The following is a 26,360-nucleotide window of genomic DNA, read 5'->3' as shown; positions in this document are numbered from 1 at the left end:
CGCTCACCCCGCGCGCGTCGCGGCCGGCCCCGGGATCCGGGCCGGCGCACGAGCCGAAGACCCCGCCCAGCCGATGTACCCGTCGGGGCGCACCAGCACGGCCGGCCCGCGATCGGTCCGCTCGGCCTGCAGCATCCCGGGTGCCTCGACGGGTGGGGCGCCGCGTTCGCGCACCAACACGAAGCCCCCGGCGCGCTGCAATTCGGTCAACCGCCCCTCGACGAGGGGAATCTGGGTGGCGCGGGTGCCGACCAGGCCGCGACGGCCGTAGCGCAGCGTCGTCCCCGCGAAACTGCCCGCCACCACGTCGCGGACCGCTGGCACCCGAAGTAACCTGGGCACCAACAGGTTTCGCAACCACCGCGCGGGGCGCGGATGCAGCGTCGCGGCGCGGGCCATCGCCCCGGATTGCAACAGCACGCGCTTGCCGATCGGGTGGCGTTCGGTGTGGTAGCTGTCGAGCAGCTCCTCGTCGGCGCCGCCGAGCACCGCGTCGAGCTTCCACGCCAGGTTGGCGGCGTCCTGAATGCCGGTGTTCATGCCCTGGCCGCCCATGGGGGAGTGCACGTGCGCGGCGTCGCCGGCCAAGAACACCCGCCCGTGCCGGTACCGCTCGACTTGCCTTTCGTCGCAATGGAATCGGGACTTCCAGCCCACCTCGACGACGCCGTAGTCGGTGCGCATGCCGCGGGCGAGCACGTCGACGATCTCGGCGTCGGAGACCGGTTCGCCGTCGGGCACCTGGTGCGCGCGGTCCCACACCATGGCGCGATACCAGGAACCGCCCCTTCGGTCGTACGGAGCCAGGAAGGCCAGGACGTCACCGGGCGCTGCGACCGTGAGGCCGCCGCCTTCCGGGCCGTGCGCCAGCCTGACGTCGGCCAGCAGGATCGACGTCAGCACCGTCTTGCCGGGGAACGCGGCGCCCACCAGCCGTCGCACGGTGCTGTGCGCGCCGTCGGCGCCGATCACGTACCGCGCCCGCCACGTCTGCCGGTGCGCCGGATCGTCGTCGTCCTTGGGGCGAGCGGTGACGGTCACACCATGGGCGTCCTGGTGGAGCGCGATCACCTCGATGCCGCGGCGGATCTCGGCGCCCTGGGCCTCGGCGTAGCGGCGCAGCGCCGCATCGACGTTGGTCTGCGGGGTGATCAACACGAACGGATAGGGCGAGTCGAGGTGGGTCAGGTCGATCTGCGCGCCCGCGAACAGCCGCACGCCCGGTGCGCGGTGCCCGAGCGCCAACAGGTCGTCGGCCAGGCCGCGCGCGTCGAGCAGTTCCAGCGTGCGCGCCATGGTGGCGAACGCGCGGCTCGCCGGGTTCTCGGTCGGCCAGCGTTCCAGCACGGTGACCGACCGGCCGGCGCGGGCCAGGTCACCCGCGGCGGTCAGGCCGGTCGGGCCGGCCCCGACCACCAGGACGTCGACTTCGTGGGTCATCATCGCGCCGCCCCTTCGGGCTGCGGGTACCAGCGGCGGATGTCGCCGGGGGTGGACCGCGCGGCGCGGTTGAAGACGAACCGGCAGCCGGGTTGGGTCTCGTGCGCCGCGTTGACGATCGACTCGAACAGCAGGGTGTTGCCGGCGACCAGCCGGATCCCGGCGCCGATCAACACGGCGTCGTAACGCTTGGCCCGAAGCCATTGGCGGGCCTTGTCGGCGCCCGCTGCGCCGAAGTCGACCAAACAGTTGTCGACCTCGTAGCCGGCGGCGCGCAACGCCGCGACGTTGTCGTCGTTGGCCGTCCGCAGCATGTCTCTGGAGAGGCCCGCGAACTGCGCGAAATCCGGCGACGAGTAGTCGATCACGTCGGGATCGAGCCCGATTTGGATGACGGTCACGGTCATGGGTGAGACCTCCCCGGAGTTGAGTTCAACAATTGTTGAACTCAACGCTAGGCCGGCACCCTGGTCGTGTCAACAGTTGTTGAATACAATCGCGGCCATGCCCGCAAAGACGCGCGACGGGAACCTCACCCGCGAAACCATCCTGCGCGCCGCGCGCGCCCAGTTCTCCGCACACGGCTTCGAGCGGACCACGATTCGCTCGATTGCTTCGGAGGCAGGCGTGGACCCCGCGCTCGTCATGCACTACTTCGGCAGCAAGGCCGACCTGTTCGCCGCCGTCTCACGGCTCGAGGTCAGGTTCCCCGACCTGTCCGGCGTCGCCCCCGATCGCCTCGCGGACGTGCTCGTTCCGCTGTTCGTCCAGGTATGGGACCCGCACGGCTCCTTCCTGCCCCTGCTGCGCGCGGCCGCGACCAACCGCACGGCCGCCGACACGCTGCTGGCCGTGTTCGTCGAGCAGGTCGCCCCGGCGCTGGCCGGCGTCACCCCCGATCGCGCCGCCGAGCGGGCCGCGCTGGTGGGCTCGCAGGTGCTGGGGATCACGATGGCCCGCTACGTCGTCGGCGTGCCGGCCCTGGCCGAGATGGACGACGACGCGCTGACCGAATGGGTACGCCCGGTGCTCGCCCGCTACCTGACGGGCCCGGCGCCCTCGAAATCCCCGGCCTAGAGTTGGGGCATGCCACTTTCTGGGGAATACGCGCCGAGCCCATGGGATTGGTCCCGCGAACAGGCCGAGAAGTACGAGCAGTCCGGTGGGACCGAGGCGACCGACATGAAGGGCAAGCCCATCATCGTCCTGACCACGGTCGGGGCGAAGACCGGCAAGCTCCGCAAGACCCCGCTGATGCGGGTCGAGCACGACGGCGAGTACGCGATCGTCGCCTCGCTGGGCGGCGCCCCCAAGCACCCCGTCTGGTACCACAACGTCGTCAAGAACCCCCGGGTCGAGCTGCAGGATGGCGCCACCACCCGCGAGTACGACGCGCGTGAGGTGTTCGGCGACGAAAAGGCAGTGTGGTGGGAGCGCGCCGTCGAGGCATGGCCCGACTACGCCGAATACCAGAAGAAGACCGACCGTCAGATCCCGGTCTTCGTGCTCACCCCCGTCGACTGAATTCCTGGGTTGACCGGCTGGCGTGGCACCATTGACCAGTGTCCGCCGAACTGAGCCATCACCCGAGCGTGCCGTACGTTTGCGGGTCTGACATCGACCACGCAGCGAAGCGGATCGCCGCGGTGGTCACGCCGACGCCGTTGCAGCACAGCGACCGGTTGTCGGCGATCACCGGCGCGCAGGTCTACCTGAAACGGGAAGACCTGCAGGTGGTGCGCTCCTACAAGTTGCGCGGTGCCTACAACCTGTTGGTCCAGCTCTCCGAGGAGGAGCTGGCCGCGGGGGTGGTGTGCTCGTCGGCCGGCAACCACGCGCAGGGCTTCGCCTACGCGTGCCGGACGTTGGGGGTGCACGGCCGCGTCTACGTGCCCGCCAAGACCCCGCAGCAGAAGCGTGACCGGATCCGCTACCACGGCGGGGAGTTCATCGAACTGATCGTGGGCGGAACGACGTACGACCTGGCCGCCGAGGCCGCGTTGGCCGACGTCGAACGCACCGGCGCCACGCTGGTGCCCCCGTATGACGACCTGCGCACCATCGCCGGTCAGGGCACCATCGCCGTCGAGCTGCTGGACCAGCTGGACGCCGAGCCGGACCTGGTCGTCGTCCCCGTCGGCGGTGGCGGCTGCATCGCCGGCATCACCACCTACCTGGCCGAGCGGACGACCAACACGTCGGTGCTCGGCGTTGAACCGGCCGGGGCCGCCGCGATGATGGCCGCGCTGGCCGCCGGCGAACCGGTGACACTGGACCACGTCGACCAGTTCGTCGACGGCGCCGCGGTGCGCCGCGCGGGCACGCTGACCTACGCCGCGCTGGCGGCCGCCGGTGACATGGTGTCGATCACGACGGTCGACGAGGGCGCCGTGTGCACCGCGATGCTGGACCTCTATCAGAACGAGGGCATCATCGCCGAGCCCGCGGGCGCGCTGTCTGTCGCGGGACTGCTGGAGGCGGACGTCGAGCCCGGCTCGAGCGTGGTGTGCCTCATCTCCGGCGGCAACAACGACGTCTCGCGCTATGGCGAGGTGCTGGAGCGGTCGCTGGTCCACCTCGGCCTCAAGCACTACTTCCTGGTGGACTTCCCGCAGGAGCCCGGCGCGCTGCGCCGGTTCCTCGACGAGGTGCTGGGCCCCGACGACGACATCACGCTGTTCGAGTACATCAAGCGGAACAACCGCGAGACCGGCGAGGCGCTGGTGGGCATCCAGTTGGCCTCGTCGGCCGACCTGGACGGCCTGCTCGCGCGGATGCGGGCGACGGAGCTGCACGTCGAACGCCTCGAGCCGGGTTCGCCCGCGTACCGCTACCTGTTGTTCTAGAACCGGGCCGCGCTGCATGGACCAGCAGTATGGCCCCGGTGCTGGCGGGTTCGGCCTGGTCGGCGCCGGCGTCGTCGCTTCGCTCGTGCTGCTTGCGTGGGTGGCGGTTCGGGTCGCCCGCCGCGGACCCCCGTTCCGGATGCTCTGGGTAAGGGTGTCCGAAGCGCTGACCTGGGCCCGTGACCGGATCAGCGACCGGGGATGGTCGCTGGCCCGCCGGTGGTCCGAGAGCGAGGTCGCCGGTGCGGCATTGCTGGTCGGACTGGCCGTGGTCATCGCGCTCGCGGTCGGCTTCAGCGAGGTCCTCGAGGACGTGCTCGAGGGCGACGGCATCGCCGGCATCGACCCACCGGTGACTCGGTGGCTCGCGGCCCACCGTGAGCTGTGGCTGACCGCAGCTTTGCGGGCGGTCACCGTCGCGGGCGGACCCCTTTTCCTGACGGCGGTCGCGTTCCCGATTTCCGTAGCCGCTGGTTATCGGAGCAGATCCTGGCGGCCCATCGTGCTCGCCCTGGTCGGCGGCGGTGTGGTGCCGCTGGTGCTCTTCACCGCCAAGGCGGTGGTGGGTCGGCCGCGACCGCCGTTGCCGTTCGCGCTCGTCGACGCCGACGGGTATTCGTTCCCGTCCGGGCACGCCACCGGCACCGCCGCGATCATGGTGATCTCCGCGTGGATGCTGACCCGCTGGCTGATCCTGCGGTGGACCGGGCGGGTGATCGTGTGGACGGTCGCGATCGGCTCGGCGTTCCTGATCGGGTTCTCGCGGGTGTACTTAGGGGTCCATTACGTCAGCGACGTGCTCTCCGGCTGGATGCTGGGCCTGGCCTGGGCCGGCACCGTCATGCTCGTCGGAACCTGGTGGGACGACACCCGGCGCGCGGGTGGGCCTCAGGCCGTTCGCTCGCTGAGGTAGGCCGGCACGGGAGTGCCGGGATCGAGGTCCCCGGCCGGCACCGGCGCCCCGGCCGTCACGCTCAGCGGCACCACCCCCGCCCAGTGCGGCAGGGAGCAATCGTCCGGATCGTCCACCGGCCCGCCGCTGCGCACCTTGGCCGACACCTCCTCCAGGTCGAGGGCGAGTATCCCCGTCGCGGCCAGCTCCCGCGGGTTGGGGGCTCGGCAGTCGGCGGCGCGCCCGGGCGCGATGTGATCCAGCAGGCCGGCGAGCGCCCGCAGTTTCTCTGCCGCGTCGTCCACTACGCGCGCGTTGCCGAGCACGACGACCGAGCGGAAGTTCATCGAGTGGTGCATGGCGGACCGCGCCAGCACCAGCCCGTCCACCAGGGTGACGGTGACGCACACGGGCAGGCCCGACGGTGCCGCGCCGGCCGCCAGCAGGGGGCCGCTGCCGGTCGAACCGTGCAGGTAGAGGGTCCCGCCGAGGCGGGCGTGAGTGGTCGGCAGGACCACCGGCCGGTCGTTGTCGAGGTAGCCCAGGTGGCAGATCAGCGCCTCGTCCAGGATCCGGTGAACGGTCTCGCGGTCATAGCGCGCGCGTTCCCGGTAGCGGCTGGGCGTCGTGCGCGGTGTCGGCTCGTATCCCGTGGTCATGGCGCTTACCTTTGTCCTAGTACATAATTAATTGCGTGCCAGTACAAATCAGCATAACCGGGACGGGCGCCGAATCCATAGCCGGCAGCATCGAGGAGGCCATCTCGGCGGGGGCGCTGGCGCCCGGCGACGCGCTGCCGCCCGTCCGCGACCTGGCCGCCCAGCTCGGCGTGAACGCCAACACCGCCGCCGCGGCCTATCGCCTGCTGCGGCATCGCGGCGCCGTGGAGACCGCCGGCAGGCGCGGTACCCGGGTGCGGCAACGGCCGGCGACCACGCCCAGATCCCTGCTGGGGCTCGACGTCCCCGCCGGGGTGCGCGACCTGTCGACCGGCAATCCCGACCCCGCCCTGTTGCCCCTGGCCGGGGCCTCGCTGCCCGGGCCGGTGGGGGGCCGCCCGGTGCTGTACGGGGAGCCGGCCATGTCGGCGGCGTTGGTGGAGTTCGCCAGGGCGGCGCTGGCCGCCGATGGCGTCCCCGCCGAACACCTCGCGGTGACCAGCGGCGCGCTCGACGGCATCGAACGCGTGCTCACCGCGCACCTGCGTCCCGGCGACCGCGTCGCCGTGGAGGACCCGGGCTGGGCCAACCTGCTCGATTTGCTTGGCGCCCTTGATCTTTCGGCCGAACCGGTGCGGGTCGACGACGACGGACCAGTGCCGGACGACCTGGCGCGGGCGCTGGACCGCGGGGTGCGCGGGCTGATCGTCACCACCCGCGCCCAGAACCCGACCGGGGCGGCGTTGTCGGCCGGCCGCCGCGATGACCTACGAAAGCTGCTGGCGCGCCGGGCCGCCGATCTGCTGCTGGTCGAAGACGATCACTGCGCGGGCATTTCGGGCGCGCCGCTGTACACATTGGCCGGCGTGACCGAGCGATGGGCGTTCGTGCGGTCCGCATCGAAGGCCTACGGCCCGGACCTGCGGGTGGCCGTGCTGGCGGGGGATCGGCGCACGGTCGAGCGCGTGCACGGCCGCCTGCGGCTCGGGCCGGGGTGGGTCAGCCACCTGCTGCAGGACCTGGCCGTCAGCCTGTGGTCGGACCCGGCCGCCGCGCGCCTGGTCGCCACGGCCGAGCGGCGGTACGCCGACACTCGCCGGCGGCTGGCGGCCGCGTTGGCCGGGCGCGGCGTCGCCGCGCGTGGCCGCTCCGGGCTCAACGTGTGGATCCAGGTGCCCGACGAGACGGTCGCGATCACCCGGTTGCTGGGCGCGGGCTGGGCCGCGGCGCCGGGCACCCGGTTCCGCATCGGCACGCCCCCGGGCATCCGTGTCACCATCGCGGACCTGGGCGCCGACGAGATCGACCCGCTGGCGGAGGCGATCGCCGAGGCGGTGCACGGCGCTGGCCGTCCCAGCGTCTAGGCGAGTTCAGACCCTTCGGTGCACCCGAGGCCGGGACCCGACCACAGCAGCTCCACGCTGCGTGGTGGCGGCGCCCCGTCGGGCGCGACGGGCGAAGCCGTGACCGGCTTCCGTTTCCTCAGTGAGTTGATCCACCGGTCGAATACGGATTGATCCATGGGCGAATCATCGGCGGTCGCGCGCCAGGCCGCGCACCGCTATCCACAGGGCTCAGCGCTGCTCGGCCACCGCGAGGATGGCGAGCGAATGCCCGTCGAGCGTCGTCTTGTCGGCCTCGACCGTGGGGTCGCCCCAGGCCAGCACCACGTCACCGGCGACGGGCACCGTCACAGCATCGGTGCCGAGGTTGCAGACGATGCGCAACCGGCCGCGGGACACGCTGATCCAGCGCTGCTGCTCGTCGAAGTCGACCGCGAGGTGCGAGAGCCAGGGATCGGCGAGGTCGGGGTCGCGGTGCCGCAACGCGATCAGGTCGCGGTAGAACCGGTGCAGTCGGCCGTGCTCGCCGGCGTCCACCTCGGCCCAGTTGAGTTTCGAGCGCTGGAACGTCTGCGGATCCTGGGGGTCGGGGATCTCGTCGGCGTCCCAGCCGTGTTCGGCGAACTCGGCCTTGCGCCCCTCCGCGGTGGCCTTGGCCAACTCCGGCTCGGGATGCGAGCTGAAGAACTGGAACGGGGTCGACGCCGCGTACTCCTCGCCCATGAAAAGCATTGCGGTGAAGGGCGTCCCAAGCGCGAGCGCGGCCTTGATCGCCAGCTGGCCGCCGGACAGGTTCTGCGACGGGCGGTCCCCGAGCGCCCGGTTGCCCACCTGGTCATGGGTGCAGGTGTAGGCGACCAGACGGGTACCGGGGATCCCGGACTTCTCGGTGGTGTCCAGCCGGCGTCCGTGGCGGCGGCGCCGGAACGACGAATAGGTGGCGGCGTGAAAGTAGCCGTGACGCAACGTCTGCGCCAGGGTGGCCAGGCTGCCGAAGTCCGCGTAGTAGCCCTGCCGCTCGCCGGACACCGCAGTGTGGATGGCGTGGTGGATGTCGTCGGACCATTGCGCCGTCAGGCCGTAACCGCCGCGGTCGCGCGGGGTGATCAGCCGCGGGTCGTTCAGGTCGCTCTCGGCGATCAGCGACAGCGGGCGACCCACTTGCCTTGACAACCAATCGGTTTCGGTCGCGAGCTCCTCGAGAATGTGGACGGCCGTCGTGTCCACCAGCGCGTGCACGGCGTCCAGGCGCAGCCCGTCGGCATGGAAATCGCGCATCCAGCGCAGCGCACAGCCGATGATGTAACGCCGGACCTCGTCGGAGTCGGCGTCGGCGATGTTGATGCCTTCGCCCCATGGGTTGCTCGCCGACGACAGGTACGGGCCGAACTTCGGCAGGTAGTTGCCGGACGGGCCGAGGTGGTTGAACACCGCGTCGATCAGGACGCCCAACCCCCGCGCGTGGCAGGCGTCGACGAACCGCACCAGGGCGTCGGGGCCGCCGTAGGGTTCGTGCACGCTGTACCACAGCACGCCGTCGTAGCCCCAGCCATGCGTTCCCGCAAAGGAATTCACCGGCATCAGCTCGACGAAGTCGACGCCGAGATCCACCAGGTAGTCCAGCTTCTCGATGGCCGAGTCGAGGGTTCCCTCGGGGGTGAAGGTGCCGAGGTGCAATTCATAGATCACCGCGCCCTCGACCGGCCGGCCCTGCCAGTCGTCGTCGGTCCAGACGGCACCGGCCGGGTCCCACAGCTGTGAGCGAGCGTGCACGCCGTCGGGCTGGCGCGGCGAGCGCGGGTCGGGCAACACCGTGGGATCGTCGTCGAGCAGGAAGCCGTAGCGGGCGTCCGGGGCCGCCTCGACGGACGCGTGCCACCAGCCGTCGTCCGAGCGTGTCAGCGGGTGCACCCGGCCCTCGACGTCGAGCCGGACCAACTCGGGTTTGGGTGCCCAGACCCGGAATTCAGTCATGGTGGCGCTCCAGCAGCACGACGGGCAGCTCGGCGAACATTTGGGCCGCGGCCGTCGGCCCGTCCGCGATGGCGCCGGTGAGCGTGTCTTTCCAGGTGCCCTCCGGCAGCGCCAGCACCGTGTTGCCCCAACCGGCTTCGGTCAGGCGCACCGTCCACCGGGTGACCGCGACCACGATGTCTTCACCCCGCCGGAAGGCCAGCACGTGATCGCCGGCATCGCCGTCGGCCAGCACGGGAACGTAGCCGCCGCTCAGGAAGGTGTCCGGGTGGGCGCGTCGCACCCGAAGCGCGGTCGTGACCACCCGAATTTTGGGATGCTCCAACGCCTTCAGGGCTGCGCGCCGGGCGGCGTAGTCGACGGCCCGGCGGTTGTCCGGGTCCACCAGGCTGTCGTCCCACAGTTCGGTGCCCTGATAGACGTCGGGTATCCCGGGCACGGTCAGGGCGAGCAGCTTCTGGCCCAGCGCGTCACTGGCGGCGTGCGGGTTGAGCTGGCCGACGAGCTCGGTCAGCTGGCCCGCGACCGGGCCGTCGAACACGCCGTCCAGCCACTGGTGCACCGCGTCCTCGAACTCGGTGTCCGGATCGTTCCACGAGGTCCGCCATGCGGCCTCCCGGATCGCCTTCTCCGCGTAGGCGTGCAGCCGTTCGCGCAGCTCGGGGCTCACCTCGCCGCTCACCGGCCACACGCCGAAGATGTTCTGCCACAAGAACTGTCCGGTGATCGGGTCGGGGGAGGGCGCGTTGACCTCCCAGCGGGAGACGAACTCGGCCCACAGCGACGGGACCTGCGAGAGGACCCCGATCCTGGCCCGCACGTCCTCACCACGCTTGGTGTCGTGGGTGGTCAGCGTCGTCATCGTCTGCGGCCACTGCCGAACGCGGGTCGCGGCGCTGTGGTGGAACTCCGCCGCGCCGACACCGAAGCGGTGCGGCTCACCGCCGACCTCGTTGAGGGACACCAGCCGCGCGTCACGGTAGAAGTAGCAGTCCTCGACGGATTTCGCGGTCACCGCGCCGCAGAGCTGCTGCAGCCGGGTGGCCGGCTCGCCGCCCCGGGCCAGCGCGGCGGCGATCACCTGCAGGGCGGGCGCCAATTCCGGTGACTGCGCCTGCGTTTCGGCCAGCGCGGTGGGCATGATCGCGGACAGCGCCGGGTAGTCGCTGCGGTAGACGCCGATGTGGGTGAGCAGCGCGGCCACCGCTTCGGGCAACTGCGGGTGGTCGGAGCCGGCCGCCGCCACGATGGCGCGGCGCAGGCGGCGCAGTTCGCTGGCGAGCGTGTCGGTAGCCGCGCGGATCTTGAGGTCCGCCAACATCTTCGGTGTCGCGCCGTAGTCCAGCCCCGCCGATTCGACGAGTTGGGTGAGCGCGGGTGCGCCACTGGGGTCGACGAAGACCCCGCCGATCTCGCGCAGCACGTCGTACCCGGTGGTGCCCCCGATGGGCAGCGTGGGTTCGAGCGCCTCGTCGACCGCCAGGATCTTCTCGATCACGATCCAGGTTTGCGGCCCCACCGATTCGCGCAGCCACGCCAGGTAGCCGCAGGGGTCGGACAGGCCGTCGGGATGGTCGATGCGCACGCCGTCGACGAGGCCCTCCGCGGCCCACCGGGAGACCTCGGCGTGGGTGGCGTCGAACACGGCGCGGTCTTCCTGGCGCAGCCCGGCCAGGGAGGTGATCGAGAAGAAGCGCCGGTAGCCGCACACGCCGTTGCGCCAGCCCACTAACCGGTAGTGCTGGCGGTCGTGAACCTCGGGCCCGCTGCCGCCGCCGGTGCCGGGCGCGATGGGAAGCGCGAGGTCGCCCAGCCGCAGCAGGTCCCCGTCGACCTTCAGGTCGGCGGCGTCGTCGTCGGAGCCCAGGATCGGCAGCACGATGCGGCCGTCCTCGTCGAGGTCCCAGTCGATGTCGAAATACGTGGCGTAGTCCGACGACCGGCCGTGCCGCAACACGTCCCACCACCATGCGTTCTGTTGGGGCTGGTCGATCCCCACGTGATTGGGCACGATGTCGACGACCAGGCCGATGCCGCGCTCCCGCGCCGCGGCCGACAGCCGCTGCAGACCGGCGCGGCCACCGAGTTCGGGGGAGACGGTCGTCGGGTCGGTGACGTCGTAGCCGTGGTTGGACCCGGTGGCCGCGGTCATGATCGGGGACAGGTAGAGGTGGGACACCCCGAGTTCGTCCAGGTAGTCCAGCAGGTTCTCGGCGTCGGCGAACGTGAACGCGAACCCGCTGGCCTCACCGCGCAGTTGCAACCGGTAGGTCGAGAGTATGGGAAAGGGCATGCGTCACATGGTCTTACGTAAGACCAGAAGCGAACGCCCGGGCAACGAGACCTTCTCTTCAGCATTCACCACCTGGTCGGCGTCACCCGTCGGGTGGTTGGTGTCCAGTTCCACGGTCCACTCCTGCGCATAGTCGTCGTTCGGCATCACGAACTCCACCGGTTCTTCGCCGGCGTTGAAGCACAACAGGAACGAGTCGTCGACGACCCGCTCACCGCGCGCGTTGGGCGCGGTGATGGCCTCGCCGTTGAGGAACACCGCCACACACTTGTGGATGCTCTCGCCCCAGTCCTCGTGCGTCATCTCCCGGCTGCTCGGATTCAGCCAGGCGATGTCGCGCACCTCGTCGCCGGTGCGGATCGGTTCACCCTCGAAGAACCGCCGCCGGCGGAATACCGGATGGGTCTTGCGCAACGTGGTCACCTTGCGCGCGAAGGCCAGCAGGTCCGAATTCTTGTCGACCAATGACCAATCCATCCACGACAATTCGGAGTCCTGGCAGTACACGTTGTTGTTGCCGTTCTGGGTGCGGCCCAGCTCGTCGCCGTGCGCGATCATCGGGGTGCCCTGGCTGAGCATCAGCGTCGCCCAGAAGTTGCGCATCTGGCGACCACGCAGCGCCAAGATCTCCGGGTCGTCGGTGGGACCCTCGACGCCGCAGTTCCACGAGCGATTGTGGCTTTCGCCGTCGCGGTTGTCCTCGCCGTTGGCCAGGTTGTGTTTCTCGTTGTAGGAAACCAGGTCGTTGAGCGTGAACCCGTCGTGGGCGGTGACGAAGTTGATGCTGGCGCTGGGGCGCCGGCCGGTCGCCTCATAGAGGTCCGACGACCCGGTCAGCCGGGAAGCGAACTCGCCCAGGGTCGCGGGCTCGCCCCGCCAGTAGTCACGCACAGTATCGCGATACTTCCCGTTCCACTCGGTCCACAAACCCGGGAAATTGCCGACTTGGTAGCCGCCCTCGCCGACATCCCACGGTTCGGCGATCAACTTGACTTGGCTGACGATCGGATCCTGCTGCACCAGGTCGAAGAACGCGCTCAGTCGGTCGACGTCGTGCAGCTCGCGCGCCAGCGTGGCGGCGAGGTCGAAACGGAAGCCGTCGACGTGCATCTCCGTCACCCAGTAGCGCAGCGAGTCCATGATGAGCTGCAGGACGTGGGGGTGCCGCGGGTTGAGGCTGTTGCCCGTGCCGGTGTAGTCCTTGTACAGCCGCAGGTCGGTGTCGACGAGCCGGTAGTACGCCGCGTTGTCGATGCCGCGGAAGTTGATGGTCGGCCCCAGGTGATTGCCCTCGGCGGTGTGGTTGTACACCACGTCGAGGATCACCTCGATATTGGCCTCGTGCAGGCTGCGCACCATCGATTTGAACTCGGCGACGCTGGAGGTGCGATTGGCCGCGTACTGGTTGTGCGGCGCGAAGAACCCGAAAGTGTTGTAGCCCCAGTAGTTTCGCAGCCCGAGGTCCAGCAGCCGGGAGTCGTGCATGAACTGGTGCACCGGCATCAGCTCCAGCGCGGTGACGTTGAGCGACTTGAGGTAGTCGATGATCACCGGGTGGGCCAGCCCGGCATAGGTGCCGCGCAGTTCGGGGGGGATGCCGGGGTGGGTCCGGGTCATGCCCTTCACGTGGGCCTCGTAGATGACCGTTTCGTGGTACGGGGTCAGCGGCGAGCGGTCCGAGCCCCAGTCGAAGAAGGGATTGCTCACCACGCTGGTCATGGTGTGGCCCAAGGAGTCCACCATCGGCGGGATGCCGGGGTCGGCGTCGTCGCCGTCGGGATGCACGGCCTTCATGTCGTAGGAGAACAGCGCCTGCCCGAAGGTGAAATCGCCGTGGAAGGCCTTGCCATACGGGTCGAGCAGCAGCTTGCTCGGGTCGCAGCGGTGCCCGGCCGCCGGGTCGAAGGGCCCGTAGACGCGGAAACCGTAGCGCTGGCCCGGGGAGATGTTGGGCAGGTAGGCGTGCCACACATAGCCGTCGACCTCGTCGAGGGGAATCCGTGACTCCGCCCCGGCGTCGTCGATCAGACACAGCTCGACCTTCTCGGCAATCTCGGAGAACAACGAGAAGTTCGTCCCCGCGCCGTCATAGGACGCGCCGAGGGGATACGGGTTCCCTGGCCAGACGGTGGCCAGTTTCGGCTGTTGGTTACCAGCTACGCCTGTTTCTGAAGCGTGATTGTCGGTCGGCACCATCTGACCTTATCCGCGCTCGGGGCGGCGGGGCGCGTCACCACCAACCGGTGTTGGCGGCGATCTGGCGGCCCAATTCGCCCACCATGGTCCGCACGTAGGTGGGGGTCAGGTGGTGGGCGCCGTGGTAGATCAGCACGTTTCCCTCGACCGGCCGGCACACGTCGGTGCGGCAGATCGCGTCCGACATGTCGAGCACCTTCAGCAGCGGGAATTGTGTGACGAAGTCGAGGGTCTGATTGCGGTCGGACAGCGCGTCGGAACGCTTGATCGCGCACGACTGGGGGCTGCCGCCCTTCTTGGCCAGGCAATCCGCCGGGTCGAACGGCTGGCCGTTCTTGACCAGCCACGGCGTGTCCCGCATGCCCAGGATCGGAATGTTGTTGTCCGAGAACCGCTGCCAGATTCCGATGTAGGTCGCCGGCATGACGTCGCCGGGCTTGATGTTCCACGGGCGCGTCGTGGTGGTGAACACGTAGTCGGGACGGTCGGCGATCAGCCGGTCCATCGCCTGCTCGACCCACTGCCGGCACTGCGGGTAGGCGGCGTTGTTGCCCATGATCAACGGGACTTCCTCGGTGGACAGCGGGCAGCCCATCTTGAGGTACGTCACCACCTTGAAGTGGTGCATCTTGCCGAGCAGGTCCAGCGCGGGCAGCCAGTGTTCGGCGTGCGACCCGCCCGCCAGCGCGATCGTGCGGTCACCGGCCACGTCGCCGTAGGTGCACGCGACCACCGCCGGGTTGACGAAGTCACTGATGCAGCCGTCGCGGGTGGAGACCGGCAAATCCTCCTTGACCTCCAGGACGCTCGGCCGCATCGGCAGCGCGGGCACCCGCACGCGTTCGGTCAGCGCGCGCGCCCCCGGATAGTCCTGGGGGTTGAGCACACTGAGCTCCTTGCCCGCGGCCCGCAGGACGGTGACGTGCTGGCGCCACGTGAACGACGTCGCGGTGAGCGTGACGCCGAGCAGCACGATCGCCGCGCCCAGCGCCATCGTGGGCCGGGGCAGGCGCGCCAGCCACGCGGGTGCGGGCGCCGGTGACCTGCCCGCGGTCCGGTAGCGCAGGGGGTCTTCGACGAGCCGGGTGGTCAGGTAGGCCAACAGCCCCGAGACGAGCAGCACCGCCGCGCCGTCGACGAAGCCGGCGTGCCGGTGGCCGCTGAACGACAGCCAGAAGATCAGCAGCGGCCAGTGCCACAGGTAGAGGGAGTACGCCATGGCGCCCAGCGCGACCAGCGGCCCGGCCGCCAGCAGGCGATGGGGCGCCGGCAGCCGGTTCCCGGCGCCGGGATCGCCCTGCAGGTTGGCCCCCGCCAGGATCATCAGCATGGTGGCCCCGACGGGCACCAACGCCCAGGGGCCGGGGAATTCCTTCACGCCGTCGATCAGCGCCCCGCACGAGACAATCGCGGCGAGCGCCAGGGTGGCCACGGCCGTTCGCAACCACATGGGCCAGCGGATGGCCGGCACCAGCGCGCCGACCAGCGCGCCGAGCAACAGCTCCCAGCCGCGCGCGAAGCTGTTGTAGTAGGCGGCCGCCTGGTCGTCCTGATGCGCCACGATTGCGTACACGAACGACGCCGCCGTCAGCGCCGTTAGCAGGACCAGGAACAGGGTGCGCAGCCGCGGGCCCAACGGACGCCCGAACAGGTACGCGCATGTGGCGATCAACAGCAGGAAGCCGACGTAGAACTGGCCCTGCACCGACATGGACCAGATGTGCTGCAGGGGGCTGACGGCCTCGCCCGCGCGCAGGTAGTCCGACGCGGTGTTGGCCAGCTCCCAGTTCTGGTAGTAGCCGAGGCTGGCGAGGCTTTGGTCGGCGAACGTCTCCCAGCGGGTCTCCGGTTGCACCAGGATGGTCAGCACCGCGCAGCCGGCCAGCACCACGACCAGGGCGGGCACCAGGCGGCGCACGAGCCGGACCACCTCGGCGACCGGCGACAGGGTGCCGGCCGGATTCAGCGCCGCGCGAATGATCTTGCCGCCGAAGAAGAATCCGGACAGCGCCAGGAAGACGTCGACGCCGCCGGAGACCCGGCCGAACCAGACGTGGAAGACGGCCACCAGCGCTATGGCGATGCCGCGCAGGCCGTCGAGGTCATAGCGGTAGAACCCCGAATTGCGCGCCGCCGTATCGACCGGTTCCGCGGTCGCGACCGGTCGGGGAGACGGGGACAGGGTCGGCATGATTGACCGCTAATTTACCGAAAACCGCCACCCCCTCCGGTTTAGGAGCGGGGTGGCGGCGTTCGAAAGTCTCCCGAAGTGCGGGAAATTTATCGGGCGGTGCCGGGGGCCGGAGGGAGGAACGGTGATTGCTGCGGCGGCAGCAGCTGCACGGGGGCCTGCGGCGCCGGAAGTTGCTGCGTGGGCAGCTGCTGGACCGGCGCCTGTTGCACCGGGACCCGCTGCAGCGGCGCCTGCTGCACCGGGACCCGCTGCGGCGGGGCCTGCGGCGCCGGGAGCTGCTGCACGGGTGCCTGCTGCGAGGGCAGCTGGCCGGACTGCTGCTGCAGCGGGGCCTGCTGCACGGGGGCCTGCTGCACGGGGGCCTGTTGCACCGGCGCCTGCGGTGAGGGGACCGGCTGGGCCGGGGCGGGTTGCGTCGGGAGTTGCTGAAGCGGCGGTTGCTGCGCCGGGGCTTGCTGCGCGGGCAGTTGCTGCACCGGGGCTTGCTGCGCCGGCACCTGCTGCGGCAGCTGCTGGACCGGCGCCGGCTGGGTCCCCAGGACCCGGACCAGATAAGGGGTCATGCCGTTGGCGCGTACCGGCGAAACCTGGACGACGTCGCCGACCTCGAGCATCTGGTTGTTACCCAGGTACATCGCGACGCTCTGCGTGCCCTCGGGCCCGTAGAAGATCATGTCGCCTTTTTGCGCTTGCTGCGGCAGTACTTTCTGGCCGACCCGGTAGATCGCCCCGGACGAACGCGGCAGCTTGATTCCCGCGCCGGCGTACGCGTACTGCATCAGGCCCGACGCGTCGAAGCCGACGGTGTTGATGCCGGTCCCGGTGCCACGGGTCGGGCCGTTGATGCCGCCGCCGGCCCAGGAGAACGGCACGCCCCGCTGCGACAACCCGCGCGCGATCACCACGTCGGCGGCTTGCTGGTAGTCCATCGGCCGAATGCCCGGATCGGCGGAAGCGATCACGGGAGCGGCCATCGGTGCGGCAAGCAGCGCCACACCGATCGCGAAGGCGGAGATCCGTTTCATTGTCTTGGCCTCTCAGGGGCTCACTGGCCTCAGCGCGGTGACCTCGCGCGTCCGCCGCCGATCCATGACTGGGCGAGGGCCTCCCCTTTGGGGCCGACGCCGCTGCATGACACTTGCGGATGTGAACAGCGGGCCTGTTTCACATCAGTCACTGCAGCCACTCTGACAACAGAAGTTGTTAGCCGCCAGGGCCCGGTGGGATTCTTTGTCGTAACGTGACCGGACGGTGACTGGGCGACCGAAATCCGAGTGCGCAGTTGTGATTTCGGTCTCAGTCGGGCGGGCGTCGACGCGGACCGTCGCGCCGCGCGCCTACGCCCAATAGCGTTCGCTGAACAGGGTCAGCAGCGAGCCGACGAGGGAGCTGAGCATGACCAGCGCGAGGGCCAGCACCGGCCAGAAGGACATGTACCAGCCCTTCAGGAGCGACACGATGGGGCCGAGGACCGCGGCGGCGATCGCGGCCCCGATGCCGCCCCACACGATCGGGCGGATGTAGTAGTCGACCCCGAAGGGCACCGGCCCGCACGTCTCGTCGGCGCACACGTGATCGAGGAAGCCGAAAAGACGGTCCGGCCACGCCGTCGCGGTGGCCAGGACGAGGAGCAGGGCCAGCAGCGCGACCGTGCACGCGACGTCCCACGGCGCCAGCCGCACCCGCAGCACCCGGGGCGCTTCGTCGTCGTAGTCGGCCAACAGGGAATTCGTCGTCGCGGTCGGCGGGGTGCCCGCGGCGGGTTCACCGGACGTGTTCGGCGTAGCCATCGGATCCCATGCTCCCCGATGGGCGGCCGTTGTGCGACTTGGCTGCTTTACCCTCGATCACTATGCCTGCGGCGAGGGCCGGGTTGACCCCCGAGCAGATCAGCGCGATCGACGCTGCGCATCTCTGGCACCCGTACAGCACCATCGGCAGCGAGGCCGTCGCGCCGGTGGTCGCGGTGGCCGCGCGGGGCGCCATGCTGACGCTGATCCGCGACGGCGAGCCGATCGAGGCGCTCGACGCGATGAGCTCGTGGTGGACCGCGATCCACGGGCACGGCCACCCGGTGCTGGACGCGGCGCTGACCGCGCAGCTGGGCGTCATGAACCACGTCATGTTCGGCGGGCTCACCCATGAACCGGCCGCCCGGCTGGCGCAGCTGCTGGTGGACATCACGCCGGCCGGGCTGGACACCGTGTTCTTCAGCGATTCCGGATCGGTGTCCGTCGAGGTCGCGGTCAAGATGGCGCTGCAGTATTGGCGCGGCCGGGGCCGGCCGGACAAGCACCGGCTGATGACCTGGCGGGGCGGCTACCACGGCGACACCTTCACGCCGATGAGCGTCTGCGATCCCGAGGGCGGCATGCACCAGCTGTGGACCGGAGAAAACTCGGTCCTGGCCCGCCAGGTGTTCGCCCCGCAGGTCCCGCGCGACTACGACCCCGGCTACACCGCGGCGTTCGAGCGGCAACTGGCGCAGCACGCCGGCGAACTGGCGGCCGTCATCGTCGAACCCGTGGTGCAGGGCGCGGGCGGCATGCGCTTCCACGATCCCCGCTACCTGCATGACCTGCGCGAGCTGTGCCGCCGGCACGACGTGCTGCTGATCTTCGACGAGATCGCCACCGGCTTCGGGCGCACCGGCGAGCTGTTCGCGGCCGACCACGCCGGCGTCAGCCCGGACATCATGTGCGTGGGCAAGGCGTTGACCGGCGGCTACGTCACCCTGGCGGCCACGCTGTGCAGCACCGAGATCGCGCACACCATCAGCGCCGGTGAGGCCGGCGCGCTGATGCACGGGCCCACCTTCATGGCCAATCCGCTGGCCTGCGCGGTGTCGGTGGCCAGCGTCGAGCTGCTGCTCGGCCAGGACTGGCGCGCGCGGGTCGGCGAGATCGCCGCCGGGCTGGCGGACGGGCTCGAGCCCGCCCGGGCGCTGCCCGGCGTCACCGACGTGCGGGTGTGCGGGGCGATCGGCGTCATCGAGTGCGCCCGGCCGGTCGACCTGGCCGTCGCCACCCCGGCGGCAATGGAGCGCGGCGTGTGGCTGCGCCCGTTCCGCAACCTCGTGTACGCGATGCCGCCCTACATCTGCCCGCCGGCCGAGATCGCCCAGATCACCTCGGCGATGGTCGAGGTCGCGCGCCTGGTTGGCTCTCGTAGTCTTTAGGGCGATGAAAACACCGATCGAGGTTTCCCCGCTGGCCTGGCTGGAGGAGGTGGAGAAACAGCGCCGCGAGGCCGGGCTGCGTCGCTCGTTGCGGCCCCGCCCGGCCGTCGCCACCGAACTCGATCTGGCGTCCAACGACTATCTGGGCCTGTCCCAGCACCCCGACGTGATCGAGGGCGGCGTCGCCGCGCTGCGCATGTGGGGCGCCGGGGCCACCGGTTCCCGGCTGGTCACCGGCGACACCGAACTGCATCAGCAACTCGAGTCCGAGCTCGCCGAGTACGTCGGCGTCTCGGCGGGCCTGCTGTTCTCGTCCGGATACGCGGCCAACCTGGGCGCGGTGGTCGGCCTATCGGGCCGGGGTTCGCTGCTGGTGTCCGACGCCCTCTCCCATGCGTCCCTGGTCGACGCCTGCCGGCTGTCACGGGCGCGGGTGGTGGTCACGCCGCACCGCGACGTCGACGCGGTGGCGGCCGCCCTGTGGTCCCGCGACGAGGAGCGCGCCGTCGTCATCACCGAGTCCGTGTTCAGCGCCGACGGCGCGTTGGCGCCGCTGCGCGAGCTGCACGAGGCCTGCCGCCGCCACCGGGCGCTGCTGATCGTCGACGAGGCCCACGGCCTGGGCGTGCGCGGGGGCGGGCGCGGGCTGCTGCACGAGCTTGGGCTGGCGGGCGCGCCCGACGTGGTGATGACCACGACCCTGTCCAAGGCGCTGGGCAGCCAGGGCGGCGTGGTGCTCGGACCGGCGGCGGTGCGGGCCCACCTGATCGACGCCGCGCGCACGTTCATCTTCGACACCGGCCTGGCGCCCGCCGCGGTGGGCGCCGCGCGCGCCGCGCTGAACGTCCTGCGGACCGAGCCGTGGCGACCCGAGGCGGTGTTGCGGCACGCCCGCGCCCTGGCCGAGGTCTGCGACGTTGCCGAGGTCCCGCAGTCGGCGGTGGTGTCGGTGATCCTGGGCGACCCGGAGGTGGCCCTGGCCGCCGCGACCGCCTGCCTGGACACCGGCGTGAAAGTCGGCTGCTTCCGGCCGCCCACGGTGCCCGCGGGGACGTCCCGGCTGCGGCTGACCGCGCGGGCGTCGCTGGACGCCGCCGAGCTCGAGCTCGCCCGGCGGGTGCTCACCGACGTCCTCGCTGTGACGCGCCCTTGACCGTCCTGGTCGTCACGGGCACGGGCACCGGGGTCGGCAAGACCGTCGTCACCGCGGCCCTGGCCTGCCACGCCCGCCAGGCCGGCATCGACGTGGCGGTGTGCAAACCGGTCCAGACCGGCACCGACTCGGGCGACGACGACCTCGCCGAGGTCGCCCGCCTGTCCGGCACGACGGAGCTGGCCGGGCTCGCCCGCTATCCGCAACCGCTGGCGCCGGCCGCCGCGGCCGAGCTGGCCGGCGCCACGCTGCCCACCGGCGACCAGGTGCTGCGGCTGATCGCCGGCCTGGACCGCCCGGGGCGGCTGACCCTGGTGGAAGGGGCCGGCGGGCTGCTGGTCCAGCTCGCCGCCGGCGGCGTCACCCTGCGCGATCTCGCCGTCGAGCTGGACGCCGGGGCGCTGGTCGCGGTCACCGCGGAACTGGGCACCCTCAACCACACCGCGCTGACGCTGGAAGCGCTCGCCGCGCATCGTGTTCCGTGTGCGGGGTTGGTGATCGGCAGCTGGCCGGTTCGCCCCGGGCCCGCGGAGACCTCGAACCGCGTCGCCTTGGACCGGCTGGGCCCGGTGCGGGCCGCGCTGCCCGCGGGCGCCGGGGCGATGGACGCGGCGCAGTTCGCGGACATGAGCGCGGCGGCGTTCGACCGCGGCTGGGTCACCGCGCTGGTCCGCTGATGGTGCATTCCATCGAGCTGCTCTTCGACGCCGGGACCGAGGCGACGATCCGCGGGCTGTGGGACGCGCTGGCGGGCGCCGGGATTCCCAGCCAGGCGCCGGCCGGGCGGCCGCACGTCACGCTCGCGGTGGCCGACCGCATCGCCGAGGAGGCCGACACCGCCCTGCGGCCGCTCACCGCACGGCTGCCGCTGGGCTGCGCCGTCGGCGCGTCGTTGCTGCTCGGGCGGTCCAACGCGATCCTGGCCCGGCTCATCGTCCCGACGGCCGAACTGCTCGATTTCCACGCGGAGGTGCACCGCCTGTGCGGCGAGCACCTGGACCCCGCGCCGGCCCCTACCAGCCTGCCCGGTCAATGGACGCCTCACGTCACGCTGGCCCGGCGCGTCGGCGGGCCGGCGCTGAGCCGCGCGCTACACATCGCGGGACGGCCAACGCTCGTCAAGGGCGGCTTCGCCGCCCTGCGGCACTGGAATGGCGACAAGAAGGTTGATCACCTGATCGGCTAACCGCCGAACAGCAGGTAGAGCCCGGTGAACGTGTAGCCGACCATGACCAGCATCATCGTCAGCTGGCCGGTGAGCTGGTGGCCGCTGGGCAAAAGGCGTAGCGCTTTGTCGTGGGCCGCGATCACCGCGAGGATGTGGCCGGTCACCACGCACGCCACCTTGATCCCGGCCAGCACCGGCGGGTGGGTGGACAGCACGTAGGCGACCTGCTGGTGCGCCAGCCCGAGCGCGTTCCAGCCGCGGCCGAAGGGGTCGGCCAGCGCGAACACGGCCTGCTGTCCGCGCTCGACGAGGTAGGTCAGGTAGTGGGCGAAGATGTAGCCCACCACGATCGGGATGAGGGAATGCGCCATCTGCCCGGGCAGGGCGCGGCGCTGCGCGCGGTCCACGCCGCCGGTCGCGCGTGCGGCGAGCGAAAAGGTCACGGCGACAACGGATATGAAGAGGATCAGCCCGAGAGTCCGCAGCAGCGACGACGACGCAGCCGGCGGCAGGCCGATGCTGGGGGAGAGCCGGTCGGCGAAACCGCGCCACGTCGCCGACGACGAGAAGCTGTCGAACGCGGTGGACCCCAGCAGCACCGCGAGCAGCACCACCACACCGGGCCGCACCGGCAGCGACGGCAGATGGTCGAGCGGGTTTCCCACCACGATTCGCCCGCTGTCGGGGTTGCGACGAAAGGGCGACAGGCGCGACACCGCCATGCTGTACACCCCGAAGGGGTCGGCCCGGGCCAGCCAGCGCTGGCCGCACAACCAGGCGCCCACCAGCATGGCCACCGCATAGACGGCCAGCCACGCCCGCACCCACGGCAGCGAGGCCGGGTTAGGGCTGGCCAGTTCCATCCAGACGAATGCGAACAGGCCCACCGCCGCCGGGCGGTAGCCCCAGCCGTCGGGATAAGCGAGCCGCGGCCGGTGCAGGCGCTCCGGCGTGCCGCGGCGCAGCAGCAGGTAGACGGTCCGCATCGGCGAGATGACCCGCCAGACCGGGCCGACCAGCAGCGACAGCGCCACCAGCCCCACCCACAGCAGCACGTAGAACACGCCGAGCAGGGCGTTGGCCTCCGACCGCGGGCCCCACACCCCGGCCGCCACCGCCCACGCCGCGAAGACCAGCCCCAGCGCGGCCGCCGCCCAACGGGTCGCCCGCGCGTCGACGACCGCGGTCACCGCAGGCGGCAGCGGACGGCCCGGCTTGGCCGGATCGAACCGCGGCTTGCGCCACGCGAAGGCGACGAGCGCGAAGGTGAACGTCAGCGCCCACGCCGCGCCGACCATCGCGTACATGTACGGCACCGGAAGGTCGCCGGATCCGCCGAGCCCGTGCGCGAGCACCGCGGTCGCGCCGCGGGCGCTCACGGCTGGACTTGGATGGTCGCGATCGTGCGGTCCAGGTGGTGCAGCTCCACCTCGACGTTGCCGGGTACGTCGACGGCGAACTGGAAGGTTTGGTTCGGCGCCGCGGCCACCGGGAACTTGTGGTCGGGCGTCGAGTGCACGTGCAGCTCGTCGGGGGCGTCGCTCGTGACGTGCAGGGTGATCTGCTGGCGCACCTTGGCCTGCAGTGTGGCGTTGGTGGGGGTCACCTGTCCCTTAGCGATGGTGACGTCGACCGTCGGGCCGGCGGCCGGGGACTGGTTCTGCGAACCGCCACATGCGATCAGGGCCGATGCCAGGGCCGCCACCCACGCCGCGGCCAGGGCGCTACGCGTTCCCATCGGTCACGCCGCCTGGGGGGTGCCGGGCACGGTGTGCTTCGCCTCCTCGGGTCGCTTGGGCAGGGTGTCGTAGTTGTTGATCCGGCCGGCGCCCCAGGTCAGGGCGGTGATCACCATCAGCGTCAGGAACAGCACGACGATCCCGCCGGCGGTGAACAGCCAGGCCGGCGCGCTTTGGTCGCGCTCGCGCTGCAGGATCGTGACCTCCAGGACGAACGGCCGCGTGCTGATCGCGAGCGCCGGGACCTCGGGCGCGGGGATGGCGGCGTCGGCCGGCTCGTAGATCGGCACCGCCGTCATCGTGCGGCCGTCCTGCACCCGCAACAGCGTCTTCCAGTCTCCCCACACCGGGACCGGCTCGGTGGACCGGTAATGCCCCGGCCCGACCTTGGCGAGTTTGTCGATCACCAGGCCGCGGTCGTTCTGCATCCGCCCCTGCCAGGACAGGATCGTCAGCCAGTCCGGGTGGTCACTGACCATGTCGGTCGGGGAGATCATCACGTCGGCCGACACCATCCGCTGCCCCGCGGGGCTGGGCAGATCCGTCAGCGTCACCGTGGCGATGTTCTGGCTCGGCACGGTGATGTGCAACCCGTTGGCGACCGCGACGCCGATCACCAGCACCGTCAGCGCGACGACGCCGACGCCGAGCCGCCGCCCCGGCAGGCGCTGGCCAATGAGGACCAGGCCGAACAGCGCGCCGCACACGCCGGTCAACGCGGCCACGGGCACCGACATCGCCAGCGCCTCGCCCCACATGCTCGTCGGCCACGGGTAGTGGTACACCGCCCCGATCCACAGCGATTCCAGCCACAGCCCCACCGTGGCCACCGCGACGCCGGAGACGGCGCCGAAGGCCACCGGCCGCTTGATCAACGGGGTCAGCGCCACCAGCTCGACGACGAGGGCGGGCCCCAGGTACAGCGGGAACCAGTTGATCGGGGCGCCCAGGATGGGGCCGACCAGCACCGCAACCGCGCCCCGCAGCGCGATGGCGAACACCGCCGCGATGACCGCGGCGCCACGCCCCATGGTCAGGCGGGCGGCGACGGCGGCCAGCGCGGACGCCGCGGCGATCAGCATCGGCTGGAACACCAGCCGGAACTGCGGGACCCCGAAGTCGAACTCGATCTGGTAGACGGACAGGCCGATAAACAGCCCGCCGAAGGACAGGTAACGCAGGAAGGTGACGAACGCGGGGTGGGTCACCTCGTCGGCGTCGTGCGCCTCGCCCTCACGCTCGAGCAGCAGCACCGAGAAGAGCGAGAAGCACGCCCCGCCGATCATCATCAAATGCGTTGGGCCCCAGAGGGTTACATCTTGCCCGAATATCCGGTGCCAGATGTCGTCGAGCGGGAACCCGATCATCGCGTACATCCCGCAGCCCGCCATCAGCAGGCCACCGACCGGTGCGTGCCAGTTGCGCGTGATGCGCACCGCCGCGGGGCCCGGCTTGTCGAACGGCAGCACGACCGAGACCATGCCGGCGACGAAGATCCCGAACAGGCCGATGATGATGAAGTAGTGCGCGGGGTTGGCCAAGGGGCCGGGGTCGCGGCCGTTGCCGATGTGCCAGCTGACGTCCCAGATGAATCCGAACAGGGCGCAGATGATGAACGTCGTGAAAATGAGGACCGGCAGCGCCACCCAGTTGGGCCGGTGGAACTTCTCGCCCAGCTTGTCGGCGACCCGGGTCAGCCACTCGATGCGATGGGTGCGGTGGGCGTAACCGACCCAGAGCATGACCGCGGCGATCACGACCGCCGCGACCGAGAGCCCGATCACCTGGTTGAGGCCGGCGCCGCGCGCCGGCGCCTCGGCAACGAAAGTGAGTTCCGCCGATGTCATCGTCAAACCCTCCCAACAGCGCCCGACCGCCTGGCGAGCTGTGATCCAGCTCGCACGAAGCGGAATGCCCAAATCGCCTGCCGATCAATCACGGATTTTCGTCGTCGCGCCGCCCGGTGTCCTGCGACTCGCCGGAGGACCGGCGGTCTTTGAGCGCGACGTAGAGGATCACGCCGACGACGATGATCGCCGGCAGGAACGCCGGGATCGCCAGCAGGATCATGTGGTGGGCCACATAGGTGACGTGCGGATCGGTCATGGTGGTGAGATACCCCGGCGGACGGCATGCGCTGCGGCCGTTACCCTACTTTGAACATCTTTTATTCACAGCCGCCACGACCGTGGGGCAGGAGGCCGCGCGCTCGGCCACCGACGATGTAGGGGAGTACTGGTGACTCAAGCGGCAACTCGACCGGCGACCGGCGCCACCGACGCAGACATTCTGGTGGTTGCCCGCGAACAAGTGCTCGAGCGCGGCGAGGGACTGACTCGCGACCAGGTGCTACGGGTGCTGCAACTCCCGGACGACCGGCTCGACGACCTGCTGGAGCTGGCCCACGAGGTGCGGATGCGCTGGTGCGGTCCCGAGGTCGAGGTCGAGGGTATCATCAGCCTGAAGACCGGCGGCTGCCCCGAGGATTGCCATTTCTGCTCGCAGTCGGGGCTGTTCGCGTCGCCGGTGCGCAGCGCCCGCCTCGACATTCCCAGCCTGGTCGAGGCCGCCAAGCAAACCGCCAAGTCCGGCGCCACCGAGTTCTGCATCGTGGCCGCGGTGCGCGGCCCCGACGAGCGGTTGATGGCCCAGGTCGCGGCCGGGATCGAGGCGATCCGCAACGAGGTGGAGATCAACATCGCCTGCTCGCTGGGGATGCTGACCGCCGAGCAGGTCGAGCAGCTCGCGCGGATGGGGGTGCACCGCTACAACCACAACCTCGAGACCGCCCGTTCGTTCTTCACCAACGTGGTGACCACCCACACCTGGGAAGAGCGCTGGCAGACCCTGTCGATGGTGCGCGACGCCGGCATGGAGGTGTGCTGCGGCGGCATCCTGGGCATGGGCGAGACGCTCGAGCAGCGCGCGGAGTTCGCCGCCGAGCTGGCCGAGCTGGAGCCCGACGAGGTCCCGCTGAACTTCCTCAACCCGCGGCCCGGCACGCCGTTCGGCGACCTGGAGGTGCTGCCGGTGGCCGAGGCGCTCAAGTCGGTGGCCGCCTTCCGGCTGGCCCTGCCGCGCGCGATGCTGCGGTTCGCCGGGGGCCGCGAGATCACGCTGGGCGACCTGGGCGCCAAGAAAGGCATCCTGGGCGGCATCAACGCCGTGATCGTCGGTAACTACCTGACCACGCTCGGCCGGCCGGCCGAAGCCGATCTGGAGCTGCTCGACGACCTGCAGATGCCGATCAAGGCGCTCAACGCCACTTTGTAAGAGACTTGGAGA

At 70.6% G+C, this 26,360-nt stretch carries 22 protein-coding genes and 1 pseudogene; 10 read left to right on the top strand and 13 right to left on the bottom strand.

What is annotated here, in order from left to right:
* Positions 1 to 3 precede the first annotated feature (3 nt).
* On the bottom strand, positions 4 to 1,443 hold the full coding sequence (locus tag ACEL92_RS15545; protein ID WP_374021630.1) for an FAD-dependent oxidoreductase: 1,440 nt from the start codon (positions 1,441 to 1,443) through the stop codon (positions 4 to 6).
* The gene (locus ACEL92_RS15540; RefSeq protein WP_374021629.1) at positions 1,440 to 1,847 is read right to left on the bottom strand and encodes a hypothetical protein; all 408 of its coding nucleotides are present in this window, start codon (positions 1,845 to 1,847) and stop codon (positions 1,440 to 1,442) included. Before ACEL92_RS15540 ends, ACEL92_RS15545 begins: the two co-directional genes overlap by 4 nt.
* Before the next feature lie 97 nt (positions 1,848 to 1,944).
* On the opposite strand from ACEL92_RS15540, the gene ACEL92_RS15535 reads away from it, so the two are divergent.
* From ACEL92_RS15535 to ACEL92_RS15520, 4 genes are read left to right on the top strand one after another with little or no spacing between them, the layout of a single operon-like run.
* Positions 1,945 to 2,517 carry a TetR family transcriptional regulator gene (locus tag ACEL92_RS15535; protein WP_374021628.1) on the top strand — a complete coding sequence of 191 codons (573 nt, stop codon included), beginning with the start codon at positions 1,945 to 1,947 and terminating at the stop codon, positions 2,515 to 2,517.
* Between the two features lie 9 nt (positions 2,518 to 2,526).
* Entirely contained in the window at positions 2,527 to 2,964 is a 438-nt protein-coding gene (locus tag ACEL92_RS15530) for a nitroreductase family deazaflavin-dependent oxidoreductase (RefSeq protein WP_374021627.1), read from the top strand.
* A 38-nt stretch (positions 2,965 to 3,002) separates the two neighbouring features.
* Positions 3,003 to 4,286, top strand: a complete 1,284-nt coding sequence (ilvA, locus tag ACEL92_RS15525; protein ID WP_374021626.1) for a threonine ammonia-lyase — start codon at positions 3,003 to 3,005, stop codon at positions 4,284 to 4,286.
* Positions 4,287 to 4,302: 16 nt separating this feature from the next.
* Positions 4,303 to 5,199, top strand: a complete 897-nt coding sequence (locus ACEL92_RS15520; protein ID WP_374021625.1) for a phosphatase PAP2 family protein — start codon at positions 4,303 to 4,305, stop codon at positions 5,197 to 5,199.
* On the opposite strand, the gene ACEL92_RS15515 is transcribed toward ACEL92_RS15520, so the two are convergent.
* Positions 5,175 to 5,837, bottom strand: a complete 663-nt coding sequence (locus ACEL92_RS15515) for a pyridoxamine 5'-phosphate oxidase family protein (protein WP_374021624.1) — start codon at positions 5,835 to 5,837, stop codon at positions 5,175 to 5,177. The genes ACEL92_RS15520 and ACEL92_RS15515 overlap by 25 nt on opposite strands.
* 35 nt (positions 5,838 to 5,872) lie before the next feature.
* Here ACEL92_RS15515 and ACEL92_RS15510 point away from each other — a divergent pair, with 35 nt between their 5' ends.
* On the top strand, positions 5,873 to 7,201 hold the full coding sequence (locus tag ACEL92_RS15510) for an aminotransferase class I/II-fold pyridoxal phosphate-dependent enzyme (protein ID WP_374021623.1): 1,329 nt from the start codon (positions 5,873 to 5,875) through the stop codon (positions 7,199 to 7,201).
* Positions 7,202 to 7,411: 210 nt separating this feature from the next.
* On the opposite strand, the gene treZ is transcribed toward ACEL92_RS15510, so the two are convergent.
* From treZ to ACEL92_RS15480, 6 genes and pseudogenes are all read right to left on the bottom strand, one after another.
* Positions 7,412 to 9,154 (bottom strand): malto-oligosyltrehalose trehalohydrolase, encoded by a 1,743-nt coding sequence (gene treZ, locus ACEL92_RS15505; protein WP_374021622.1) that lies wholly within the window; start codon positions 9,152 to 9,154, stop codon positions 7,412 to 7,414.
* Complete coding sequence (gene treY, locus ACEL92_RS15500) at positions 9,147 to 11,447, bottom strand: malto-oligosyltrehalose synthase (protein ID WP_374021621.1); 2,301 nt, start codon at positions 11,445 to 11,447, stop codon at positions 9,147 to 9,149. Before treY ends, treZ begins: the two co-directional genes overlap by 8 nt.
* Positions 11,448 to 11,450: 3 nt before the next feature.
* On the bottom strand, positions 11,451 to 13,643 hold the full coding sequence (glgX, locus tag ACEL92_RS15495; RefSeq protein WP_374021620.1) for a glycogen debranching protein GlgX: 2,193 nt from the start codon (positions 13,641 to 13,643) through the stop codon (positions 11,451 to 11,453).
* 34 nt (positions 13,644 to 13,677) lie between these two features.
* Complete coding sequence (locus ACEL92_RS15490) at positions 13,678 to 15,834, bottom strand: acyltransferase family protein (RefSeq protein WP_374021619.1); 2,157 nt, start codon at positions 15,832 to 15,834, stop codon at positions 13,678 to 13,680.
* A 329-nt stretch (positions 15,835 to 16,163) separates the two neighbouring features.
* A pseudogene (gene ripD / locus ACEL92_RS15485) lies at positions 16,164 to 16,862 on the bottom strand (NlpC/P60 family peptidoglycan-binding protein RipD); the annotation flags it as partial.
* 312 nt (positions 16,863 to 17,174) lie between these two features.
* A complete protein-coding gene (locus ACEL92_RS15480; protein WP_374021618.1) occupies positions 17,175 to 17,627 on the bottom strand; it encodes a hypothetical protein in 453 nt (150 codons plus the stop codon).
* Positions 17,628 to 17,689: 62 nt separating this feature from the next.
* Between ACEL92_RS15480 and ACEL92_RS15475 the strand changes: the two genes are divergently transcribed.
* Genes ACEL92_RS15475 through ACEL92_RS15460 form a run of 4 tightly spaced genes read left to right on the top strand, consistent with a single transcriptional unit; the run spans position 17,690 to position 21,354 of the window.
* The gene (locus tag ACEL92_RS15475) at positions 17,690 to 19,015 is read left to right on the top strand and encodes an adenosylmethionine--8-amino-7-oxononanoate transaminase (RefSeq protein WP_374021617.1); all 1,326 of its coding nucleotides are present in this window, start codon (positions 17,690 to 17,692) and stop codon (positions 19,013 to 19,015) included.
* A gap of 4 nt (positions 19,016 to 19,019) precedes the next feature.
* Positions 19,020 to 20,168, top strand: a complete 1,149-nt coding sequence (locus tag ACEL92_RS15470; protein WP_374021616.1) for an 8-amino-7-oxononanoate synthase — start codon at positions 19,020 to 19,022, stop codon at positions 20,166 to 20,168.
* Entirely contained in the window at positions 20,165 to 20,845 is a 681-nt protein-coding gene (gene bioD / locus ACEL92_RS15465; protein ID WP_374021615.1) for a dethiobiotin synthase, read from the top strand. The genes ACEL92_RS15470 and bioD overlap by 4 nt, the downstream gene beginning before the upstream one ends.
* A complete protein-coding gene (locus ACEL92_RS15460; RefSeq protein WP_374021614.1) occupies positions 20,845 to 21,354 on the top strand; it encodes a 2'-5' RNA ligase family protein in 510 nt (169 codons plus the stop codon). Before bioD ends, ACEL92_RS15460 begins: the two co-directional genes overlap by 1 nt.
* On the opposite strand, the gene ACEL92_RS15455 is transcribed toward ACEL92_RS15460, so the two are convergent.
* The 4 genes from ACEL92_RS15455 to ACEL92_RS15440 all read right to left on the bottom strand — a co-directional run bounded on the left by ACEL92_RS15455 (position 21,351) and on the right by ACEL92_RS15440 (position 25,181).
* Positions 21,351 to 22,643 (bottom strand): hypothetical protein, encoded by a 1,293-nt coding sequence (locus tag ACEL92_RS15455; RefSeq protein WP_374026230.1) that lies wholly within the window; start codon positions 22,641 to 22,643, stop codon positions 21,351 to 21,353. The two genes, ACEL92_RS15460 and ACEL92_RS15455, sit on opposite strands and share 4 nt — an antisense overlap.
* A gap of 68 nt (positions 22,644 to 22,711) precedes the next feature.
* Complete coding sequence (locus ACEL92_RS15450) at positions 22,712 to 23,074, bottom strand: hypothetical protein (RefSeq protein ID WP_374021613.1); 363 nt, start codon at positions 23,072 to 23,074, stop codon at positions 22,712 to 22,714.
* A gap of 3 nt (positions 23,075 to 23,077) precedes the next feature.
* On the bottom strand, positions 23,078 to 24,922 hold the full coding sequence (locus tag ACEL92_RS15445) for a hypothetical protein (RefSeq protein ID WP_374021612.1): 1,845 nt from the start codon (positions 24,920 to 24,922) through the stop codon (positions 23,078 to 23,080).
* A gap of 88 nt (positions 24,923 to 25,010) precedes the next feature.
* Positions 25,011 to 25,181, bottom strand: coding sequence for a hypothetical protein (locus tag ACEL92_RS15440; protein ID WP_374021611.1), 171 nt, complete (start codon positions 25,179 to 25,181; stop codon positions 25,011 to 25,013).
* 132 nt (positions 25,182 to 25,313) lie between these two features.
* On the opposite strand from ACEL92_RS15440, the gene bioB reads away from it, so the two are divergent.
* Positions 25,314 to 26,348 carry a biotin synthase BioB gene (gene bioB, locus ACEL92_RS15435; RefSeq protein ID WP_374021610.1) on the top strand — a complete coding sequence of 345 codons (1,035 nt, stop codon included), beginning with the start codon at positions 25,314 to 25,316 and terminating at the stop codon, positions 26,346 to 26,348.
* Positions 26,349 to 26,360: the final 12 nt, after the last annotated feature.

Source organism: Mycobacterium hainanense (genome assembly GCF_041890355.1).
Lineage (GTDB): Bacteria > Actinomycetota > Actinomycetes > Mycobacteriales > Mycobacteriaceae > Mycobacterium > Mycobacterium hainanense.
The sequence above is the reverse complement of the archived record's forward strand: the minus strand, read 5'-3'. Positions and strand labels throughout refer to the sequence as shown.

Excerpts from the sequence above, each read along its gene's own strand:
- ACEL92_RS15545 (WP_374021630.1), bottom strand. The coding sequence starts at position 1,443 with ATGATGACCCACGAAGTCGACGTCCTGGTGGTCGGGGCCGGCCCGACC.
- ACEL92_RS15540 (WP_374021629.1), bottom strand. The coding sequence starts at position 1,847 with ATGACCGTGACCGTCATCCAAATCGGGCTCGATCCCGACGTGATCGAC.
- ACEL92_RS15535 (WP_374021628.1), top strand. The coding sequence starts at position 1,945 with ATGCCCGCAAAGACGCGCGACGGGAACCTCACCCGCGAAACCATCCTG.
- ACEL92_RS15530 (WP_374021627.1), top strand. The coding sequence starts at position 2,527 with ATGCCACTTTCTGGGGAATACGCGCCGAGCCCATGGGATTGGTCCCGC.
- ACEL92_RS15520 (WP_374021625.1), top strand. The coding sequence starts at position 4,303 with ATGGACCAGCAGTATGGCCCCGGTGCTGGCGGGTTCGGCCTGGTCGGC.
- ACEL92_RS15515 (WP_374021624.1), bottom strand. The coding sequence starts at position 5,837 with ATGACCACGGGATACGAGCCGACACCGCGCACGACGCCCAGCCGCTAC.
- treZ (WP_374021622.1), bottom strand. The coding sequence starts at position 9,154 with ATGACTGAATTCCGGGTCTGGGCACCCAAACCCGAGTTGGTCCGGCTC.
- treY (WP_374021621.1), bottom strand. The coding sequence starts at position 11,447 with ATGCCCTTTCCCATACTCTCGACCTACCGGTTGCAACTGCGCGGTGAG.
- glgX (WP_374021620.1), bottom strand. The coding sequence starts at position 13,643 with ATGGTGCCGACCGACAATCACGCTTCAGAAACAGGCGTAGCTGGTAAC.
- ACEL92_RS15490 (WP_374021619.1), bottom strand. The coding sequence starts at position 15,834 with ATGCCGACCCTGTCCCCGTCTCCCCGACCGGTCGCGACCGCGGAACCG.
- ACEL92_RS15480 (WP_374021618.1), bottom strand. The coding sequence starts at position 17,627 with ATGGCTACGCCGAACACGTCCGGTGAACCCGCCGCGGGCACCCCGCCG.
- ACEL92_RS15475 (WP_374021617.1), top strand. The coding sequence starts at position 17,690 with ATGCCTGCGGCGAGGGCCGGGTTGACCCCCGAGCAGATCAGCGCGATC.
- ACEL92_RS15470 (WP_374021616.1), top strand. The coding sequence starts at position 19,020 with ATGAAAACACCGATCGAGGTTTCCCCGCTGGCCTGGCTGGAGGAGGTG.
- ACEL92_RS15460 (WP_374021614.1), top strand. The coding sequence starts at position 20,845 with ATGGTGCATTCCATCGAGCTGCTCTTCGACGCCGGGACCGAGGCGACG.
- ACEL92_RS15455 (WP_374026230.1), bottom strand. The coding sequence starts at position 22,643 with ATGTACGCGATGGTCGGCGCGGCGTGGGCGCTGACGTTCACCTTCGCG.
- ACEL92_RS15450 (WP_374021613.1), bottom strand. The coding sequence starts at position 23,074 with ATGGGAACGCGTAGCGCCCTGGCCGCGGCGTGGGTGGCGGCCCTGGCA.
- ACEL92_RS15445 (WP_374021612.1), bottom strand. The coding sequence starts at position 24,922 with ATGACATCGGCGGAACTCACTTTCGTTGCCGAGGCGCCGGCGCGCGGC.
- ACEL92_RS15440 (WP_374021611.1), bottom strand. The coding sequence starts at position 25,181 with ATGACCGATCCGCACGTCACCTATGTGGCCCACCACATGATCCTGCTG.